16 protein-coding genes and 1 tRNA gene are annotated in these 18,819 nt (G+C 69.2%); 9 read left to right on the top strand and 8 right to left on the bottom strand.

Going from position 1 to position 18,819, the window contains the following annotated elements; all coding sequences use genetic code 11:
* Positions 1–34: 34 nt before the first annotated feature.
* The gene (locus ACFYW9_RS32350; protein WP_389157918.1) at positions 35–2,089 is read right to left on the bottom strand and encodes a protein kinase; all 2,055 of its coding nucleotides are present in this window, start codon (positions 2,087–2,089) and stop codon (positions 35–37) included.
* 125 nt (positions 2,090–2,214) lie between these two features.
* Positions 2,215–2,763 carry a transcriptional regulator gene (locus ACFYW9_RS32355; protein WP_037689714.1) on the bottom strand — a complete coding sequence of 183 codons (549 nt, stop codon included), beginning with the start codon at positions 2,761–2,763 and terminating at the stop codon, positions 2,215–2,217.
* 182 nt (positions 2,764–2,945) lie between these two features.
* Here ACFYW9_RS32355 and ACFYW9_RS32360 point away from each other — a divergent pair.
* Positions 2,946–3,018, top strand: a tRNA-Ala gene (locus ACFYW9_RS32360).
* Positions 3,019–3,633: 615 nt separating this feature from the next.
* Here ACFYW9_RS32360 and ACFYW9_RS32365 read toward each other — a convergent pair.
* Entirely contained in the window at positions 3,634–4,335 is a 702-nt protein-coding gene (locus ACFYW9_RS32365) for a DUF5324 family protein (protein WP_389157923.1), read from the bottom strand.
* Between the two features lie 457 nt (positions 4,336–4,792).
* Between ACFYW9_RS32365 and ACFYW9_RS32370 the strand changes: the two genes are divergently transcribed.
* Positions 4,793–5,326 (top strand): peptidylprolyl isomerase, encoded by a 534-nt coding sequence (locus ACFYW9_RS32370; RefSeq protein ID WP_389157926.1) that lies wholly within the window; start codon positions 4,793–4,795, stop codon positions 5,324–5,326.
* A 148-nt stretch (positions 5,327–5,474) separates the two neighbouring features.
* Positions 5,475–6,392 (top strand): rhomboid family intramembrane serine protease, encoded by a 918-nt coding sequence (locus ACFYW9_RS32375; RefSeq protein WP_389157929.1) that lies wholly within the window; start codon positions 5,475–5,477, stop codon positions 6,390–6,392.
* A 313-nt stretch (positions 6,393–6,705) separates the two neighbouring features.
* Here ACFYW9_RS32375 and crgA read toward each other — a convergent pair whose 3' ends face one another.
* Entirely contained in the window at positions 6,706–6,960 is a 255-nt protein-coding gene (crgA, locus tag ACFYW9_RS32380) for a cell division protein CrgA (RefSeq protein WP_326786732.1), read from the bottom strand.
* Positions 6,961–7,103: 143 nt separating this feature from the next.
* Here crgA and ACFYW9_RS32385 point away from each other — a divergent pair, with 143 nt between their 5' ends.
* The 6 genes from ACFYW9_RS32385 (at position 7,104) to ACFYW9_RS32410 (ending at position 11,785) form a co-directional block, all read left to right on the top strand.
* Positions 7,104–7,883: a DUF881 domain-containing protein gene (locus tag ACFYW9_RS32385; protein ID WP_351869283.1), complete on the top strand. Its 780-nt coding sequence runs from the start codon at positions 7,104–7,106 to the stop codon at positions 7,881–7,883.
* A gap of 66 nt (positions 7,884–7,949) precedes the next feature.
* Complete coding sequence (locus tag ACFYW9_RS32390; RefSeq protein WP_389158019.1) at positions 7,950–8,675, top strand: class E sortase; 726 nt, start codon at positions 7,950–7,952, stop codon at positions 8,673–8,675.
* A gap of 31 nt (positions 8,676–8,706) precedes the next feature.
* Positions 8,707–8,868, top strand: coding sequence for a hypothetical protein (locus ACFYW9_RS32395; RefSeq protein ID WP_351869280.1), 162 nt, complete (start codon positions 8,707–8,709; stop codon positions 8,866–8,868).
* Positions 8,865–9,503 carry an aminodeoxychorismate/anthranilate synthase component II gene (locus ACFYW9_RS32400; RefSeq protein WP_266760638.1) on the top strand — a complete coding sequence of 213 codons (639 nt, stop codon included), beginning with the start codon at positions 8,865–8,867 and terminating at the stop codon, positions 9,501–9,503. The genes ACFYW9_RS32395 and ACFYW9_RS32400 overlap by 4 nt, the downstream gene beginning before the upstream one ends.
* Positions 9,500–10,930 carry a class E sortase gene (locus tag ACFYW9_RS32405; protein WP_389157935.1) on the top strand — a complete coding sequence of 477 codons (1,431 nt, stop codon included), beginning with the start codon at positions 9,500–9,502 and terminating at the stop codon, positions 10,928–10,930. The genes ACFYW9_RS32400 and ACFYW9_RS32405 overlap by 4 nt, the downstream gene beginning before the upstream one ends.
* Before the next feature lie 93 nt (positions 10,931–11,023).
* Positions 11,024–11,785, top strand: a complete 762-nt coding sequence (locus tag ACFYW9_RS32410) for a class E sortase (protein WP_389157938.1) — start codon at positions 11,024–11,026, stop codon at positions 11,783–11,785.
* 270 nt (positions 11,786–12,055) lie between these two features.
* On the opposite strand, the gene pknB is transcribed toward ACFYW9_RS32410, so the two are convergent.
* The 4 genes from pknB to ACFYW9_RS32430 form a co-directional block, all read right to left on the bottom strand.
* Positions 12,056–14,044: a Stk1 family PASTA domain-containing Ser/Thr kinase gene (gene pknB / locus ACFYW9_RS32415; RefSeq protein ID WP_389157941.1), complete on the bottom strand. Its 1,989-nt coding sequence runs from the start codon at positions 14,042–14,044 to the stop codon at positions 12,056–12,058.
* Positions 14,045–14,214: 170 nt separating this feature from the next.
* Positions 14,215–15,696, bottom strand: a complete 1,482-nt coding sequence (locus tag ACFYW9_RS32420; RefSeq protein ID WP_389157944.1) for a peptidoglycan D,D-transpeptidase FtsI family protein — start codon at positions 15,694–15,696, stop codon at positions 14,215–14,217.
* Positions 15,693–17,141, bottom strand: a complete 1,449-nt coding sequence (locus ACFYW9_RS32425; RefSeq protein ID WP_389157947.1) for an FtsW/RodA/SpoVE family cell cycle protein — start codon at positions 17,139–17,141, stop codon at positions 15,693–15,695. The genes ACFYW9_RS32420 and ACFYW9_RS32425 overlap by 4 nt, the downstream gene beginning before the upstream one ends.
* 26 nt (positions 17,142–17,167) lie before the next feature.
* Positions 17,168–18,706, bottom strand: a complete 1,539-nt coding sequence (locus ACFYW9_RS32430) for a Stp1/IreP family PP2C-type Ser/Thr phosphatase (RefSeq protein WP_387299192.1) — start codon at positions 18,704–18,706, stop codon at positions 17,168–17,170.
* Positions 18,707–18,819: the final 113 nt, after the last annotated feature.

The following is an 18,819-nucleotide window of genomic DNA, read 5'->3' on the forward strand; positions in this document are numbered from 1 at the left end:
CCGTCCCGGACTCAGACCTGGATCCGTCCCGGACTCAGACCTGGGTCAGTGCCCAGAATCCGACCGCGAAACAGGCCAGGGCGAGCAGCAGCATCGGCACGGCGACCGCGGCGGGCGGCCCCGGACGCGGACGTGCGCGCCTTCTGCGGTGTCCCGGACGGGCCGCGGTTCCCGGCGGAACCTGAACGGAACGGGCGGTGTACGAAACAGTGGAGGCGTACGTGTGCTGCGGCATCGCGGCGGACGGGACCGGGGACCGGTGCGGGGCGGACGCGTACACGGGAAGCGGCGCGGTCGGGGGAGTCGGCGTCGGGGTCGGGGTCGGGTCGTAGGGCGGAGGGGAGAACGGGGCGGACGCCGGCGGGGGGAGCGGGACCGAGGTGGGGGGAGTGGGCGCCCGCAGGTCCGGGCGGGGCTCCTGAGGGTGCGGTGTCAGTGAGTGGGGGGACCGGTCGCCGGGAGGCTCGGCCGGCGGCTGTCGACGGGGGTCGGCGGTGGCGGGCTGGGGCGGAGGCAGATGGAAACTACCGGTGTCCGACATCGAGGACGGCTGGGGGGAGGTCCCGGGAGCGGAGGCGGAGGCGGGGTCCTGGGGTGTGCCGTCCGGCGTGGCGGGGGACCGGTCGTCCTCGGACGCGGGCCGGGCCGGTACGCCGTCGGGGGCGGCCGGGGGCTGCACGTGCTCGGGGCCGGGCTCGACTCCCGCCCTCGCGCGGCTGGGTCGAGCCGGTATGCCGTCCCCGGCGGGCCACTGCCCCGAGCCCTGCCCGGCGCCGGCGGGACGGGGTTCCGGTACGTTCCCGGTCCCGAGGCCGCGCGACCCGCCCCCGGAGCCGGGGACGGACCGGAAGCCTCCGTGAGCGCCCTTTCGCGGCTCCCGCAACTCTTCCGACTCGTCCGGGGCGTTCTGATGGTTCTGCTCGTTCGGTCCCGGGACGGGCGCGGAGCCGGATTCCTCCTCCGGGCCGGGCGCGGGCGTCGAGGCTGGAAGAACGCCGGAGCCGTTCGAGCCGTGTCTCGTACCGGAGTCGGGACCGAAGTCCGAACCGGGGATCGCTCCGAACCCTGATCCGACGCCTGATCCGAAATCCGATCCGACATGCGAACCGGAGCTCGGGCCGGAGTCGATTCCCGGGGCCGCGGCTGTGGTGTCCGGAAATCCACGGGAGGACAGCGTTCGTGAGCTCCCTGCCGGAGCCGCCCCCTGTTCCAGGGGACCTCTGGGTCCGAACCCCTCCGGCAGCGGCCCGAGTTGGTCGAAGACCTCGATCAGTTCGTCGTCGGGTCCGGGCTCGGGCAGCAGCTCGACCGCCGCGGCGAGGGCCTTGCGCGCCCCTGTGGCGGTCCGGAAGCGGGCCTGCGGATCGGGCTGGAGGAGCATCGCCACGACCTGCCACAGGGGCTCGGGTATGCCCCGCGGCGCGGACGGCGTGCCGTGCTCGGCGAAGTACTCGATCAGCGCCTTGGCGTCGGGCTTGCCGCCTTCCAGGAGGTACAGGGCGACCAGGCCGACGGCGAACAGGTCGGCGGGGAAATCGGGCTCGCAGCCCAGCATCTGCTCGGGCGCGAAGTAACCCGGCGTTCCCACCACGTAGTTGGTCTCGGTCAGGCGTGGTTCGCCCAGCCGCATGGCGATGCCGAAGTCGGACAGACGCAACCTCGGCCGGCCCGTGCCGGTCGCTTCGAGAAGTATGTTGGCGGGCTTGATGTCGCGGTGCACCACTCCCTCCGCGTGCACGGCGCCGAGACCCGCCAGGAGCTGGTCGGTCAGGGTGCAGACGAAGGCGGGAGGCAGGGGGCCGTAGTCGTTGACCAGATGGACCAGGGAGCCCCCGGCCACCAGGTCCATGGTGAACAGGACCTTGTCGTCGTCGGCGGCCCAGCTGGCGGGAGCCAGTACATGTGGATGATCGATCCGCAGCGCCTGTTCCCGCACGAATCGCAGGAGGGCGTGCGCGTCGCTCTGCTGGAGCACCTTGGCGGCCACGTACCGGCGCCGCCTGTGGTCCCAGGCGCGCCACACCGCACCGACTCCCCCGCGCCCGATCGGGTCGACCAGTTCGTACCGGCCTGCGAAGACCTCACCCATGGTCGTACGTCGCTCCCCTTCGGCGGTCGGTCCGGAGACCTCTTCCGAGGTGCCCGGCTGCATGACGTGCGGCGGCTGGAAGGTGTCACTGCTTCCAGCGCCCGCGGTCGGCGGCCGGGCTCGGCTCAGTTCTGGTGGGACTGGTAGTGCGCGACCGCGTCGGACGTACGGCCGGCACCGTAGACCCGGAGGAACTCTGCCAGTTCCGGGTGGGTCGGGGCGAGGGTGTCCGCCGCGTCGATGATGTCTCCGGCGGCGGCCACCGAACGCAGCAGTGACTGGATCTCGCGGACCACCCGCTTGACCGTCGGGGCTCCCGAACTGGTCGTGGACTGCGTGGTGTTGCTGAGCACCGATCCCCCCTGGGACTTCTTGATCTCGTCCATCCGCTCGGTCGCCTCGGCTGCGCTGACGCTCCCGTCGGCGACCTGCCCCGCCAGGTCCTGCAGAAGCTGGACGCGCTGGACCACCGCCGGATTGCCGATCTTGGCCCGCTGACCGCTCATCAGCTGCGACAACATGGGCGCGGACAGCCCCAGTACCCCGGCAAGACGCGCCTGATTCAGACCCAGGTCCTCTATGAGCCTACGGAAGAGCGCCCCCAACGGCTCCCCGTACCAGTTCCGCTGCAGCTCCCGGGCTCTCGCGGTTGCTTCCTGCTGTGCGGCGTCCATTGCGTCTCCCCATCGCTTCCCCAAGTACCGCGGTTCGCGACAGCGAACCACGTCGAGCATCTTACGGAGAGTGGTCGTCCACGGGGACCCCCAATATTTTGCGAGATCCCCTGGGTGACCCGGTACTCTGGTCTGCGGCGCCCGTCGACAGATGGTTCCTGTGGTCGGACGCTCCTCATTACGGGGCCTTAGCTCAGTTGGTAGAGCGCTGTCTTTGCATGGCAGATGTCAGGGGTTCGACTCCCCTAGGCTCCACACACCGGACCGGCCAGACGCCCATAGGGCGGCTGGCCGGTTTTCGTATGCCCCCGCGTCCGTGCGCACCCCTGGTGGGACGTTCTCGGACCGGGCGGGACCAGGAGTGAGTCACTTCAGTGACGTGAGTCACAGGACAGCCTTTGCAGGCGTTGCATTTCTTTGCGCAAACAGAATGGGTGGCGCACGTCCTGTGGGTCGGCTGTGCGTACGGCGGGCGCGGTGTCGAGGGGTGGTAGGGCTGCCAGGACCCTTGTGTGAGCTGCCGAACGGGCTGCCGAGTGACCGGTTCGACGCATTCCGTCAACAACATCTCCATGGATACTGCACACGAAGACCGTTGCAAACGTCATCGCGAGCGGTGCGGGTAAATCCTCCGCGGAGCGCTCGCGGCCGCTCGTGCGGTTGTTCCACGTGAAACATCGCCGCGGGGGGGGGGGGGGGGGGGGGGGGGGGGGGCGCGCCCGGGGGGGGGGGGGGGGGGGGGGGGGGGGGGGGGGGGGCGGGGCGCGGGGGGGCGCGGGGGGGGGCGCGTTGCCCCCCCCCCCCCCCCCCCCCCCGCGCCGGCCCCCCCCCCCCCCCCCCCCCCCCCCCCCCGCGGCGATGTTGGGTGGTTCAGTGGCGGTCGTCGCGCTCCGCCGCCTTCTCCTCGGCTTCCTTGGCCTGTACCTCGGGGTCCAGGTCGGACTGGCCGCTGCCGTCGACCGCCGACAGGTGTCCCGTCTCGGGCACCTCGGTCGCGGCCGGAGGCTCGACGAGCCAGTCGGGGTTGGCCTGCTTGTCCCACCACTTCCAGGCGGCGAAAGCTCCGCCCGTCAAAATCCCCAGCACGGCCAGCGCCTTCACGAGACGGCCGGTCCGTGCTCGGCGCTCGTGCTTGCGGAGCAGTTTCTGGATCTCCTGCGGCGTGACCTGGCCGCGCAGGGCGGCGATGGCCGCCACGCCGCGCGCCGCCGCCTCGTCCCGGACCGGCTGGGTCGCGGCCACCGCCTGTTCGATCCTCGGCTTGGAATAGTCGGCGGCCTGGCGGGCGGCCTGGCGGGTGCGGATGGCCGCTTCCTGGGCGACCTGGTCGACCTTCGGCGGCACATGGGTACGGGCCTGCTCAAGGCGCGGCGCGAGATAGGCGTCGTACTGGACGCGGGCCTGCTCGGCGGCCTGCGACACCTTCGGCGCGAGCCGTACACGTGCTTCGCTCGCGTAGTACGAGGCCCTGTCCTTGGCTGTGTCGGCGTAAGGCGCCACCACTTCCGCGGCGTGCAGCACGCTGTCCTTCGCCGAGCCGGTCGCGGCGCGCACGCTGTCGATGCGGGTCACGGGTTTCCTCCTCCTCGGTGGCGTACGTCGGGGGTACCTGGTACCCCCAAAGACACACAGTTCACCTTTCCACCCCTAGGGGGATCATGCGCGTCCACGGGGTCCGGGGCATGTGAGGGCGGGCATCCGTGTCACGGGTGCCGACTCCCGGAGACTCCAGGGACGGGGCCGGTCAGGTGTCGATCAAGTGAGATAGCGGATCAATACGGGCAACAGGAGCTTGTCGTCGACAATGCCACGGATCGCCGCTGCCCGCTCCCGTCCGGCGCGACTCGACGGGATTTCCGTACGCACGACTTTCTGTACGTACGACCTTCTGTGCGCAGGACTTTCCGTGCGCACGACGTTCTTCCGCGCTTCCGCGTCCGCACGTGCGTCCGGGGGTGGCGGTCAGGGGCCGAGCGGTCCTGTCCGTGCGAGGATCGGGCCGTCAAGAGAAGGCAACGGAAGGCGGATCGTGGCCGAGCAGCTTTACGCCACCCTGAAGACCAGCCAGGGCGACATCGACATCCGGCTCCTGCCGAACCACGCGCCGAGGACGGTCCGGAACTTCGTCGAACTCGCCACGGGTGAGCGCGAGTGGGTCAACCCGCAGACGGGTGTGACCTCCATGGACAAGCTGTACGACGGCACGGTCTTCCACCGGGTGATCAGCGGCTTCATGATCCAGGGCGGCGACCCGCTGGGTAACGGTACCGGGGGCCCCGGCTACCAGTTCGAGGACGAGTTCCACCCGGACCTCCGGTTCGACAGGCCCTACCTGCTGGCCATGGCCAACGCGGGCCCGGCCACCAACGGATCCCAGTTCTTCATCACCGTCTCCCCGACGGCCTGGCTGACACGCAAGCACACCATCTTCGGTGAGATCACGGACGCTGCCAGCCAGAAGGTCGTGGACGCCATCGCCGGCGCCCCGACCAGCCCGCGCACGGAACGCCCGGTCGACGACATCGTGATCGAGTCGGTCGTTGTCGAGACCCGCGAACGCTGAGCCCGCGCCGGGCTCTTCGCCCTTGAGCCCGAAGCGTCCCGCGGGGAACCAAACGCCCCGTTCATCCGTAAGGATGGACGGGGCGGTGCGTTGCCCCGGACCCGCTGTGACCCTGTGCGAGCCGCCGTACGGAGATTGAGGGGACCCCATGGACCAGCAGCCGCCCGGCAGCCCGCAGGGACCGCGGGACCAGGGACCGCAGGACGCCGGGAGCCTGCCCGGCTGCTACCGGCACCCGGACCGCGAGGCCGGCGTGCGCTGTACCCGCTGCGAGCGCCCGATCTGCCCCGAGTGCATGGTCAGCGCCTCCGTCGGCTTCCAGTGCCCCGACTGCGTCCGCGGCGGCTCCGGCACCGGCCACGCCCCGGCGGCCAACCAGCCCCGCACCCTCGCGGGCGGCACCGTCGCGGCGGACCCCCGGCTCGTCACCAAGGTCCTGATCGGCCTCAACCTGGCCCTCTACCTCGTCCAGGTCTCGGTGGGCGACTCCTTCACCGACCGCTTCGACCTCTTCGGCCGCGCCCTGCTCTCCGGCGAGGTCCAGGGCGTGGCCGAGGGCCAGTGGTACCGGATGCTGACGTCGATGTTCCTGCACGCGCCCGACAACCCCACGCACATCATCTTCAACATGCTCAGCCTGTGGTGGGTCGGCGGTCCGCTGGAGGCGGCCCTCGGCCGCGCCCGCTACATCACCCTCTACTTCGTCTCGGGCCTCGCGGGCAGCGCGCTCACCTATCTGCTCGCCGGTCCCAACCAGCCGTCGCTCGGCGCCTCCGGCGCGATCTTCGGTCTGTTCGGCGCCACCGCGGTCCTGATGCGCCGGCTCAACTACGACATGCGCCCGGTCATCGGCCTGCTGGTGGTCAACCTGATCATCAGTTTCTCGCCCGGTTTCAACATCGCCTGGCAGGCGCACGTAGGCGGTCTGATCGGCGGTGTGGTGGTCGGCTACGCGATGGTCCACGCCCCGCGCGAGCGGAGGAACCTCGTCCAGTACGGCGTGTCCGCGCTGATGCTGGTCGCCGTGGTCGTCACCACGCTGCTCAGAACGGCTCAGCTCACCTGAGAGGGCGGGCCCGGCTCACCTGAGACAGTGCACGGCTCACCTGAGAAGTGATGTTGTCCACAGATCCTGGCCGATCTTGTGCACGCTGCGCGGGAACAACTGTGCCCCCTGTCACTGACCCGAGTTTTCCCAGGTCGGACAGGGGGCGAACAGGTTTGCGGGGGCTGGTGGACCAGTCATACCGGCGTCAACCGACCGCGAGTTATCCACAGATCGTCTTTCTTTTCCACCTGTGGACAACTCTTGTGGATAACTCAGTGGAGAGCTGTGGGCAGAGTTCGTTCCCGTGCCGCCGCCGAGTGGGCGAAGGCGGTCACTTCCACTGCGTGGAGACGCCGAACCCGGCCGCGATGAAGCCGAAGCCGACCACGATGTTCCAGTTGTCGAGCGCGTCGATCGGCAGGGTGCCGTCCGTCACGTAGAAGACGACGATCCAGGCGAGGCCGATGAGGAACATGGCCAGCATGGCTGGTGCGACCCACGTGTTGCTGGTCAGCTTGATGTTGGTCGCCTGCTTCGCCGGGGGCGGCGTGTAGTCGGCCTTCTTGCGGATACGTGACTTCGGCACGAGGGTCTCTCCTGTCGATGCGCTGCGTGGCCGCGCAGGGAACTGGGGGCGGGCTCCGGGGCAGCGTACAAGGGGACACTGAGCGCTCCCCCGGGCGTCCGTTAGCGTAGTGCTTCCGCGGCGCCGAAGGAGATAAGGGTACGTTGAGCAATTCTGCCGACTCCCCCGGGACGAATTCCAGTCCTGGCGGTACGCGACGTTTCCGGCCGGTACGTGTCCTCACGGTGGCCGTCTTCGCCCTCGCGGGCCTCATCTTCTTCACGAGTTTCGATACGGCCAAGGGTACGAACATCCGTACGGATTCGTCTCTGCTGAAGCTCTCCGACCTGATTCAGGAGCGCAGCCACAAGAACGCGACGCTGGACGAGTCCAACGGCGCCCTGCGCCGCGATGTGGACGGCCTCGCCGGCAGCGTCCCCGGCAGCAGCGCGGCCGGGGACGCGCGGCTCGCGGCGCTGGAGAAGAACGCGGGCACCCAGAAGGTCAAGGGCGAGGCCGTCACGGTCACGCTCGATGACGCCCCGCCCAACGCGACGGCGAAGCTTCCCGGCTACCCCGAGCCGCAGCCCGACTACCTCGTCATCCACCAGCAGGACCTCCAGGCGGTGGTGAACGCCCTGTGGCAGGGCGGCGCCAAGGGCATCAAGGTGATGGACCAGCGGCTGATCTCCACCAGCGCCGTGCGCTGTGTCGGCAACACCCTGATCCTGCAGGGCCGCGTCTATTCGCCCCCGTACAAGATCACCGCCATCGGGGACCCGGCGAAGCTCCAGAAGTCGCTCGCGTCCTCCCCCGCGATCCAGAACTACATGGTGTACGTCAACGTCTACGGGCTCGGCTGGAAAGTCGAGGAGAACGGGACGGTGACTCTTCCCGGCTACTCGGGCACAGTGGATCTCCACTACGCGAAGCCCGTGGAGTAGGCGCCGGACCTCGCGGAGCAGTGGGCGAAACCTGAGAGCGAGCTGCCGCCGGGGGGCCTTGTGTCGGTGCGAGTGGTCGTCAGGGCGATCAGTGAGCTGTGTCTGACCATCGGCACCCTGATCGTGCTCTTCGTCGTCTACGTGTTGTTCTGGACGGGGGTCAAGGCCGACAGCGCGATGGACCACCAGATCGAGGTGCTCCAGAAGCAGTGGGCGAAGGGCGCGGTGGCCCGGTCGCCGGAGCCAGGACCGGACTCTTCGGGAGGTACGGGCAGTGCCGGCGGGACGGCCACCGAGAGCCCGAAGGAGCCCGGCCCCTACGAGTACGGCGGCCCCTTCGCGGTCATGTACATCCCGCGTCTTGGTTCCACGTGGAACAAGCCCGTGCTCGAGGGCACGGCCACGCAGGTGCTGAAGAAGGGGCTCGGCCACTACCGGGGGACCGCCCAGCTCGGCCAGGAGGGCAACTTCTCGGTCGCGGGTCACCGGCGCACGTACGGCGATCCGTTCAAGGACTTTCCCGAGCTCCGGCGGGGTGATGCGGTGGTGCTGACGGACGGGACGACCTGGTTCACGTATCGGATCGACAAAGGCCCCTACAAAACGGTGCCCTCCGCCATTGAGGTGATCGACCCTGTGCCACGTAAGTCCGGGTATACGCGCCCGGGGCGCTATCTCACGCTGACCACGTGCGATCCGGAGTGGGGGCACAGCCATCGGTTGATCGTCTGGGCACATCTTGACTCCACACAGCCTGTGGAGGCAGGGAAACCGGCGGCTCTGCGCCGTTAGTCTGTTGGCGTACGGCGACGGAAGGGACGGCATGTACGGCTGGATCTGGCGGCATCTGCCGGGGAGCGCGTGGGTGAGGGCGCTGATCTCACTCGTGCTCGTCCTGGCGGTGGTCTACGTGCTCTTCCAGTACGTCTTCCCGTGGGCCGAACCGCTGCTGCCCTTCAACGATGTGACGGTGGACAACCAGTGAGCACGCGCATCCTCGTTGTGGACAACTACGACAGCTTCGTCTTCAACCTGGTCCAGTACCTGTACCAGTTGGGCGCGGAGTGCGAGGTGCTGCGCAACGACGAGGTGTCGACCGCGCACGCCCAGGACGGCTTCGACGGTGTACTCCTGTCCCCGGGGCCCGGCGCTCCCGAACAGGCCGGTGTCTGCATCGACATGGTCCGGCACTGCGCCGCGACCGGGGTCCCCGTCTTCGGTGTCTGCCTCGGGATGCAGTCGATGCAGGTGGCGTACGGGGGTGTGGTCGACCGGGCACCCGAGCTGCTGCACGGGAAGACCTCCCTCGTGGAGCACCAGGGCAAGGGCGTCTTCGCCGGGCTGCCGTCGCCCTTCACGGCGACCCGCTACCACTCGCTGGCGGCCGAGCCGGAGACGGTCCCGGCCGAGCTGGAGGTCACGGCCCGTACCCACGACGGGATCGTCATGGGTCTCAGGCACCGTGAACTGCCGGTCGAGGGTGTGCAGTTCCACCCGGAGTCGGTGCTGACCGAGCACGGCCACCGGATGCTCGCCAACTGGCTGCTCGAGTGCGGTGACAAGGTGGCCGTGGCGAGATCGGCGGGGCTCGCCCCGGTGGTGGGCAGGGCCACGGCGTGACCGCGCTGCGCCCCGAGCGCGACAGCTCCCCCTACGGCGGCGAGGCCGCGTACGGGGGCGCTGGCGCGTTCGAGGCGGCGGTCGGAGGGCTCGCGGACCCGCTGACGGATCCGCTGCCCGGCCAGGGCCCGGGACAGGGCCAGGTCGCGCCGCAGCAGGGCTACGGCCACGGCGGGTACGGACCCGACTGGTACGCCGCACAGCAGCAGGAGCAGGCCGCCCGGATGCAGGCCGCGCAGGTGCAGGCCGCCCAGGCGGCGCAGGCACAGGCGTATGCCGCTCAGGCACAAGCGCAAGCCCAGGCGCAGGCTCAAGCACAGGCCCAGGCCCAGGCGCAGGCGCAAGCTCAGGCGATGCCTTCCGGCCCGGCGTCGGCACCGTCGTACGCGGACGAGTACGAGCGGGCGTACGCCCCGTACTACCAGGAGCCCGCGGCCGCCCATTACCGCGGACCGGTGGCCGCTCCCGTGGCGGAGCCGATGCCCGAACCGGTGGTACCGAGGCCGCCGTTGGACGACGAGACGGTCGCGTTGCGTCTTTCCGACCCGCCCGTGAGGACGCAGCGCCGCGCGCGGCCGGCCGACAGCGAGGACGGTCCCGCCGCGGAGGGGCGTGCGGCCCGCCGTAAGGCCGCCAGGCGCCACGGACGGCACGGAGGGCCCCAGGACCCCCACGAGCTGCAGGAAGCGGCTCAGGGGGCCGTAGGGGCCCCTCGGAGCCGGATGGACGCCCGGCGCGCGGCGCGGGCGTCGAAACCGGGCGGGGCGGTCCTCGTGAGCCGGATGGTCGGCGAGGTGTTCATCACCTCCGGCGTGCTGATGCTGCTGTTCGTGACCTACCAGCTCTGGTGGTCGAACGTGCGGGCGCACCAGCAGGCGGGCAGCGAGGCGAGCAGCCTTCAGCAGGACTGGGCGAACGGCAAGCGCAATCCGGGGGCGTTCTCGCCCGGGCAGGGCTTCGCCATCCTGCACATCCCGAAGCTGGACGTGGTCGTGCCGATCGCGGAGGGCATCAGCAAGCCGAAGGTGCTCGACCGCGGCATGGTCGGTCACTACGGCGAGGCGCCCCTCAAGACGGCGATGCCCGACGCCAAGACCGGCAACTTCGCGCTCGCCGGGCACCGCAACACCCACGGCGAACCGTTCCGTTACGTCAACCGCCTCAAGCCGGGCGACGAGATCGTCGTCGAGACACAGGACGACTACTACGTCTACAAGATGGCGTCGATCCTGCCGGCGACGAGTCCGAGCAACACGAGCGTGCTCGACCCGATCCCCAAGGGTTCGGGTTTCACCGGTCCGGGCCGCTACATCACACTGACCACCTGCACACCGGAGTTCACCAGTAAGTACCGGATGATCGTCTGGGGCAAGATGGTCGAGGACCGGCCGCGCAGCAAGGGCAAGCCCGACGCGCTGCTCGGCTGAGGACGGACGCCGGCGCGCGTGGGGACAAGCGCGTGCGCGGGCGGGACGTGCACGAGAGACAACCTGAGACAGACCAGACGGGGCAGATGAACAGTGGCAGCGAGGACCGACCACGACGAACGCGCCGGATCGGCGGCCGGGTACGCGGCCTCCGGCGAGGTGCCCGGCGGGCGCCGGCCCATGGGATGGTTCGCGACGACGGTCAGCGTCTTCGGTGAACTCCTCATCACGGTGGGGCTGGTGCTCGGCCTGTTCGTCGTCTACTCGCTGTGGTGGACGAACGTCGTCGCCGACCGCGAGGCGCACAAGCAGGGGGACAAGGTCCGCGACCACTGGGCGCAGGCCCCGAGCGGTCCGGGCGCGCTGGACACCCAGGACGGCATCGGCTTCCTGCACGTCCCGGCGATGAAGAACGGCGAGGTCCTGGTCGAGAAGGGCACGGCGACGAAGATCCTCAACGACGGCGTCGCCGGCTACTACACGGAACCCGTCAAGTCGTCCCTGCCGATGACCGGCAAGAACGGCAACTTCACCCTCGCCGCCCACCGGGACGGCCACGGCGCCAAGTTCCACAACATCGACAAGATCGGCATGGGCGACGCGATCGTCTTCGAGACCCGGGACAAGTGGTACGTCTACAAGGTCTTCGACATCCTCCCGGAGACCTCGAAGTACAACGTCAAGGTTCTCCAGACGGTCCCGAAGGAATCCGGCAAGAAGAAGCCCGGCCACTACATCACCCTGACGACCTGCACCCCGGTGTACACCTCCCGCTACCGCTACGTGGTGTGGGGCGAACTGGAGCGCGTGGACAAGGTCGACAACGCCCGGACGCTTCCGAAGGAATTGCGTTAGCCCATCGGCTGTCGGCTGTCGGCTGTCGGCTGTCGGCTGTCGGGCAGTGCGGCAGTGACGCGTGACCACTCCCGGCATGAGCCGGCCCGAGTCGCGACGAGAACGCGCGCGACCGGATCACCATGACGTCCTCGCAGGACCGCGGTTCTCCGACGGGCCGACGGCCGGCGGTCGTCGGCCCGCGGTCTCGCGACCGAGGGAAAGGGCCCCGGCACTCAAGAGTGCCGGGGCCCTTTCCCTCGGTCGCCCGAGTGCGGTCCTTGGTGGGGCCTATCCGTCGTTGCCGCCGAAGAGGCCGCCACCGTTGTTGTTGCCGCCGTTGTTGCCGAACTTCACCGTGGTCAGCGTGACCGTCGTGTTGTCCGGGCTGCCGTTGACCGGGCCGTTCGCGACCGGGTCCTGGGCGATCACCCTGGCGTCGTCGCTTCCGTCGCTGCCCTGGGCGAACTGGATGTTGTTGAAGCCGGCACCCTGAAGGATCTGTCGCGCCTCGGCCACCGTCTTGCCGACGACGCCCGGCACCGTCGACTGCTGCTTGGCCTTGCCGATCTGGATCTGCACCTTGGAGCCGGGGTCCGCCTGGGTGTTGGCCGCCGGGGTCGTCTGGATGACCTTGCCGACCAGGTTCTGGTCGTCGGTCTCCGTGTCGACGCACTCGCCCACGAGGTTGTTGGCCGTCATCTGCGCCTTGGCCTGGTCACAGTTCTTGCCGGAGACGTCCGGGACAGTGGACTGCTTCTTCTCCTTGGAGACGGTCAGGGTGATGGTCGACCCCTTCTCCACCTCGTCACCGAGACTCGGGTTCTGCTCGAGGACCGTGTTCGGCTCCTCCTCGGACTCCTCGTACTTGGGATTCACCGTGAACCCGTACTTGTCGTCCTCGAGGATCGACTTGGCCTCGTCCAGGGTCTTGCCCGTGACGTTGGGCACCGCCACCTTCGGCGCTCCGGTGGACACGACCACGTTGATCGTGTCGCCCTTGTTCACCGTCGAGCCGAAGGGCGGGTCCTGCGAGCAGATGTTGCCCTTGGGTTCGCTCTCGCACGCCTTGCGGGTGGGGACGAGCGTCAGATCGCGGTTCTCCGCCTGTTTCTTGGCGTCCGCCAGCGTCTGGCTCACGAAGTTGGGCACCTTGAACGCGTCGCCGCCCGTTCCCTTGCCCGAGAACGCGTACTTCCCGATCAGGATCGCGCCGATGAGCACCAGGACACCCGCGACGACCAGGAGGATCGTCGAGGTGTTGTTCTTCTTCTGCCGACGCCGGTCCGGGCGGTCGTCGTAGCCGTAGCCACCGTCGTCCGGGTTCATCGGCGGCAGCATCGACGTGGCCTGGGCGTCCGAGGAGCGCAGGGCCGTCGTCGGCTGGTCGTCGCCGTAGCCGTAGCCGACCGAGCCCATGGCGGCGCTGGCCGCGACGGGCTGGCCGTCGAGGCAGGCCTCGATGTCGGCGCGCATCTCGTCGGCGGACTGGTAGCGGTAGTCCGGGTCCTTGACGAGGGCCCGCAGCACGATCGCGTCCATCTCGGGCGTGATCTCGGGGTCGAAGACCGACGGGGGCTGGGGCTCCTCGCGGACGTGCTGGTACGCGACGGCCACCGGGGAGTCGCCCACGAAGGGCGGGCGCACGGTCAGCAGCTCGTACAGCAGACAGCCGGTGGAGTAGAGGTCCGAGCGGGCGTCGACCTGCTCGCCCTTCGCCTGCTCGGGAGAGAGGTACTGGGCCGTGCCGATGACCGCGGCCGTCTGCGTCATCGTCATGCCGGCGTCGCCCATGGCACGGGCGATGCCGAAGTCCATGACCTTGACCTGGCCGTTGCGCGTCAGCATGACGTTGGCGGGCTTGATGTCGCGGTGGACGATGCCGGCGCGGTGCGAGTACTCCAGGGCCTGGAGGATGCCGATGGTCATCTCCATCGACCGCTCGGGCAGCAGTCTGCGGCCCGAGTGCAGCAGCTCGCGCAGCGTGGACCCGTCGACGTACTCCATCACGATGTACGGGATGGAGGTGTTGTCGATGTAGTCCTCACCCGTGTCGTAGACGGCGACGATCGCGGGATGGTTGAGCGAGGCGGCCGACTGGGCCTCCCGGCGGAACCGGGCCTGGAACGACGGGTCACGTGCGAGGTCGGCCCGCAGCGTCTTCACCGCCACCGTACGGCCGAGCCGGGTGTCATGCGCGAGGTAGACCTCCGCCATGCCACCACGGCCGAGCACGTGGCCCAGCTCGTACCGGCCGCCGAGGCGACGCGGCTCTTCCATAGCTACCTACCAGCCCTCTCCGTCGGTCCCGACCGCACCTTTGTGTGGTCCGGCGGTGTGCTGTCCGGGCATACCGTACCCGGATCGGCTTGTGTGACCTGGCCTAGAGCGTCACCCGTGACAGGACCGGTATCGCAACGTGCACCGATGTGATGGGGACGTGATCGGGGTCACTTCTTGCTGTCGATGACTGCCTTCATCACGTCCCTCGCGATGGGGGCGGCGAGACCACCACCCGAGATGTCGCCACGGTTGGCGCTGCCGTCCTCCACGACCACGGCCACGGCGACCGGGGAGCTGCCGTCGGGGAGCTTGGCGTAGGAGATGAACCACGCGTAAGGCTTCTCACTGTTGGCGACACCGTGCTGGGCGGTACCGGTCTTGCCACCGACGGTGATGCCGGAGATCTGCGCCTTCGTACCGGTGCCCTCCTTGACGACCGTCTCCATCATGGACTGAAGGATCTGGGCGTTGGACTCCGAGAGCGGCTGGCTCAGCTTCTCCGGCTCGGTCTGCGAGATGACGTCCAGGCTGGGCGCCTGCAGCTTGTCCACCATGTAGGGCTTCATGAGCGTGCCCTGGTTGGCCACGGCGGAGGCCACCATGGCCATCTGCAGCGGGGTCGCGGCGGTCTCGAACTGGCCGATGGAGCTGAGCGCGGTCTGCGCCGGGTCCATCGACTTGGGGAAGACGGAGGCGTTGGAGCGCACCGGGGTGAGCTGCTCGGAGCCGAAGCCGAACTTCTCGGCCTCCGCCAGCATCTTGTCCTTGCCGAGGTCGGTGCCGATCTTGCCGAAGACGGTGTTGCACGAGTAGCGGAGCGCGATCCGCATGGTCGCGTCCTTGCAGGGGATGTTCCCCTCGTTCTTCAGCTCGGTCCGGGTGCCCTTCAGGATGTACGGCAGCGGGGTGTCGGTGCGCTCGTCCGCCGTCGTGTACAGGCCGTTCTCCAGGGCCGCCGCCGCGGTGACCACCTTGAAGGTGGAGCCGGGCGGGTAGGTCTCGCGCAGCGCCCGGTTGAGCATCGGGTCGTCGGGGTTGTTCTTCTTCTGGAGCTTGTTCCAGGCCTTCGCGTCGCTGTTGGTGTTTCCGGCGAAGGAGGAGGGGTCGTACGACGGGGTGGAGGCCAGCGCCAGGATCGCGCCGGTCTGCGGGTTGATCGCGGCGACGGCGCCCTTGCCCCGGCTCAGCAGGCCCTTGTAGGCGGCCTTCTGCGCGGCGGCGTTGAGCGTGGTGACGACGTTGCCGCCCTGCTTGCCCTTGCCCGTGATCATGTCGAGGGTGTTGCGGAAGAAGAGCCGGTCGTCGTTGCCGGTGAGTATGCCGTCGTCCAGCTTCTCCAGCTGGGAGGCGTCGAAGGCCTGCGAGGCGTACCCGGTGACCGGCGCCCACATGGCGCCGTCCTTGTAGGTGCGCTTCCAGGCGAAGTCGTTGACGCCGTTCTTCTTCGTCTCGGTGGCCCCGGTGATCGGGTTGCCGTCGACGATGATGTCGCCGCGCGGGGTGGCGTACCGCTCGATGGCGACGCGGCGGTTCTGCGGGTCGGTCCGCAGGCTGTCCGCCTGGACGTACTGGATGTAGTTGTCGCGCAGCAGCAGGGCGAGGACGAGGAGCCCGCAGAAGATCGCGATCCGGCGCAGGGGCTTGTTCACGGGCGGACCACCTGGGTCATCTCGGCGTCGGGGCTGGGGGCGGGAGCGGGTGCCGGGCGTCGGGCGGTGTCGCTGATGCGGATCAGGATGGCGATCAGGGCCCAGTTGGCGATGACGGAAGAACCGCCGGAGGCGAGGAACGGCATGGTCATACCGGTCAGCGGGATCAGGCCCATGACGCCGCCGGCGACCACGAAGACCTGGAGGGCGAAGGCGCCGGACAGGCCGACGGCGAGGAGCTTGCCGAACGGGTCGCGGGCGGCGAGGGCGGTGCGGATGCCGCGCTCGACGATCAGGCCGTAGACCAGCAGGATCGCCATGACGCCCGCCAGACCCAGTTCCTCGCCGAACGTGGCGAGGATGAAGTCGGAGTTGGCGGCGAACCGGATGAGCTCGGAGTGGCCCTGGCCGAGGCCGGTGCCGAGCGTGCCGCCGGAGCCGAAGGCCCACAGGGCTTGCATGGCCTGCTCGGAGTGGAGGATGCCGTCGGTGGTCCCGGCCCGGCTGAGCGTGTACTCGCGCATCGGGTCGAGCCAGGCCTGCACACGGGTCTGGACGTGCGGTTCGAAGCTCGCCACACCGACGGCGCCGGCCGCGGACATCAGCAGACCGAAGACGATCCAGCTGGTCCGCTCGGTGGCGACGTACAGCATGATCACGAACATGCCGAAGAACAGCAGCGACGTACCGAGGTCGGTCTCGAAGACCAGGATCAGGATCGAGATGAACCAGACCACGAGGATCGGGCCGAGGTCGCGGCCGCGGGGCAGGTACAGGCCCATGAAGCGGCGGCTGGCCAGGGCCAGCGCGTCGCGCTTGACCATCAGGTAGCCGGCGAAGAAGACCGCCAGCACGATCTTCGCGAACTCACCGGGCTGGATGGAGAATCCGGCGACCGAGATCCAGATCTTGGCGCCGTAGGTGAGGTCGGCGCCGAGGCCCGGTACCAGCGGGAGCAGCAGCAGGACCAGGGCACCGACCATGGAGATGTAGGTGTAGCGCTGCAGGACGCGGTGGTCCTTCAGGAAGAACAGCACGGCGACGAACAGGGCGATGGCCAGCGCCGTGTACAGCAGCTGGCGTGGTGCCGCGTTGCCCGCCTGGTTGATCGACTGGAGCAGTTTGGACTGGTCGAGACGCCAGATCATCACCAGGCCGAGGCCGTTCAGCAGCGTGGCCAGCGGAAGCAGCAGCGGGTCCGCGTACGGAGCGAACTTGCGCACCGCGAGGTGGGCGACGCCGGCCAGCAGGCCGAGGCCCAGGCCGTAGCTCAGCAGGCCGGTGGGCACCTTGTCGTCGATGGCCAGGCCCACGTTGGCGTAGGCGAAGACCGGGATGACGACCGCGAACACCAGCAAGGCCAGTTCGGTGTTGCGTCGGCTGGGTGCGCCGATCGACCCGATCGTGGACGTGTGGTGTGTCGGCGTGTTCGTACTACTGCTCATCGTGTGACAGGGCCCCTCACGGCTTCTTACTGCTTACCGCACAGCGAGACCAGCTTCTGCTCCTCGGTGGAGAGGCTGGGGCCGGGTGTGGGAGTGGGTGCGGTCGTGGACTTGGAGGACGAGGGTGCCGAGCTCGACGGGGTCGGGCTCGGGCTGGACGTGGCCTTGGACGTCAGAGAGGTCTTTGTGGTTCCCGTGGTTCCGTCGGCCTTGCCCGAACTGGGCTTCGCGCTGTTCTGGCTCTCGGCGGCGCGGCGCTGCGCGTCCTTGCGGCAGGCGGAGGCCTGCACGGCGAGTTCGTCGATCTTCGCCTGCGCGTCCGCGAGGCCGCCTTCGGTGATGGTCGCCTTTACCTGCTTCTGCTGGTACGGCGGCAGGTACTTGAGTTCGATCTCGGGGTGGTTCTTCTCCACCTTCGAGAGCGAGACCCAGGCCAGGTCCTGGCTGATGCCGCGGTAGAGGGCGACGTGTTCGTCCTGGGCGCCGACGTAGTACTGCGTCTGCGTCCAGCGGTAGCCGCCGTACAGGCCGCCTCCGATGACGGCGAGCGTCAGGATGACGTAGAAGGATCGCTTCAGCCACCTGCGTCCGCCGCGCGGCTTGACGAAGTCGTCGTCCGAGTAGTCGCCGAAACTGCTGGTGGAGACGTAGCCGGTGGTGTCGCCGCTGCCGGGCGGGCCGAACTCGCCGCCGCCCTGTCCGGGCACGGGCCGGCCGAGGCCGGAGGCACGGCCGGCGGGCGTCTGCATGGCGCCGTTGTCGTGCGGCTGGAGCTGGTTCTCGGCGACGGCGCCGACCACCACAGGGGTGTCGGAGAGCTGTGCCGCGAGGGTGTCGCCGGAGTCGATGTCGAGGACATCGGCCACGATGACGGTGATGTTGTCGGGGCCGCCGCCGCGCAGCGCGAGCTGGATGAGCTCCTGCACGGTCTCCTGCGGGCCCTGGTAGCTGGCGAGGGTGTCTTCCATCGTCTGGTGGGAGACGACACCGCTGAGGCCGTCGGAGCAGATCAGGTACCGGTCGCCGGCGCGGACCTCGCGGATCGAGAGGTCGGGCTCGACGTGGTCGCCACTGCCCAGCGCGCGCATCAGCAGGGAGCGCTGCGGGTGGGTGGTGGCCTCCTCCTCGGTGATGCGGCCCTCGTCGACGAGGCGCTGCACCCAGGTGTGGTCCTGGGTGATCTGCGTGAGCACGCCGTCCCGCAGCAGGTACGCGCGGGAGTCGCCGACGTGGACGAGACCGAGCCGCTGGCCGGTCCACAGCAGGGCGGTGAGCGTGGTGCCCATGCCCTCGAGCTGCGGGTCCTCCTCGACCATCAGCCGGAGCTGGTCGTTGGCACGCTGAACGGCGGTGCCGAGGGAGGTGAGGATGTCGGATCCGGGTACGTCGTCGTCGAGCGCGACGATGGTGGAGATCACCTCGGAGCTGGCGACCTCACCGGCGGCCTGGCCGCCCATCCCGTCGGCGATCGCGAGCAGGCGGGGACCGGCGTAGCCCGAGTCCTCGTTGCCCTCGCGGATCATGCCTTTGTGCGATCCGGCGGCGAAGCGCAGTGACAGACTCATGCGCACCTCGCCCGTCGGCTCCGGGTACATCCGCACGGTGCCCACCCTCCGGTCGGGAGCGCGCCGGGGTCCCTTGTGTGGACCGCCGCTGCGTGCTCGCTCCGCTCGCTCAT

The organism is Streptomyces sp. NPDC002698 (genome assembly GCF_042888945.1).
Taxonomy (GTDB): domain Bacteria; phylum Actinomycetota; class Actinomycetes; order Streptomycetales; family Streptomycetaceae; genus Streptomyces.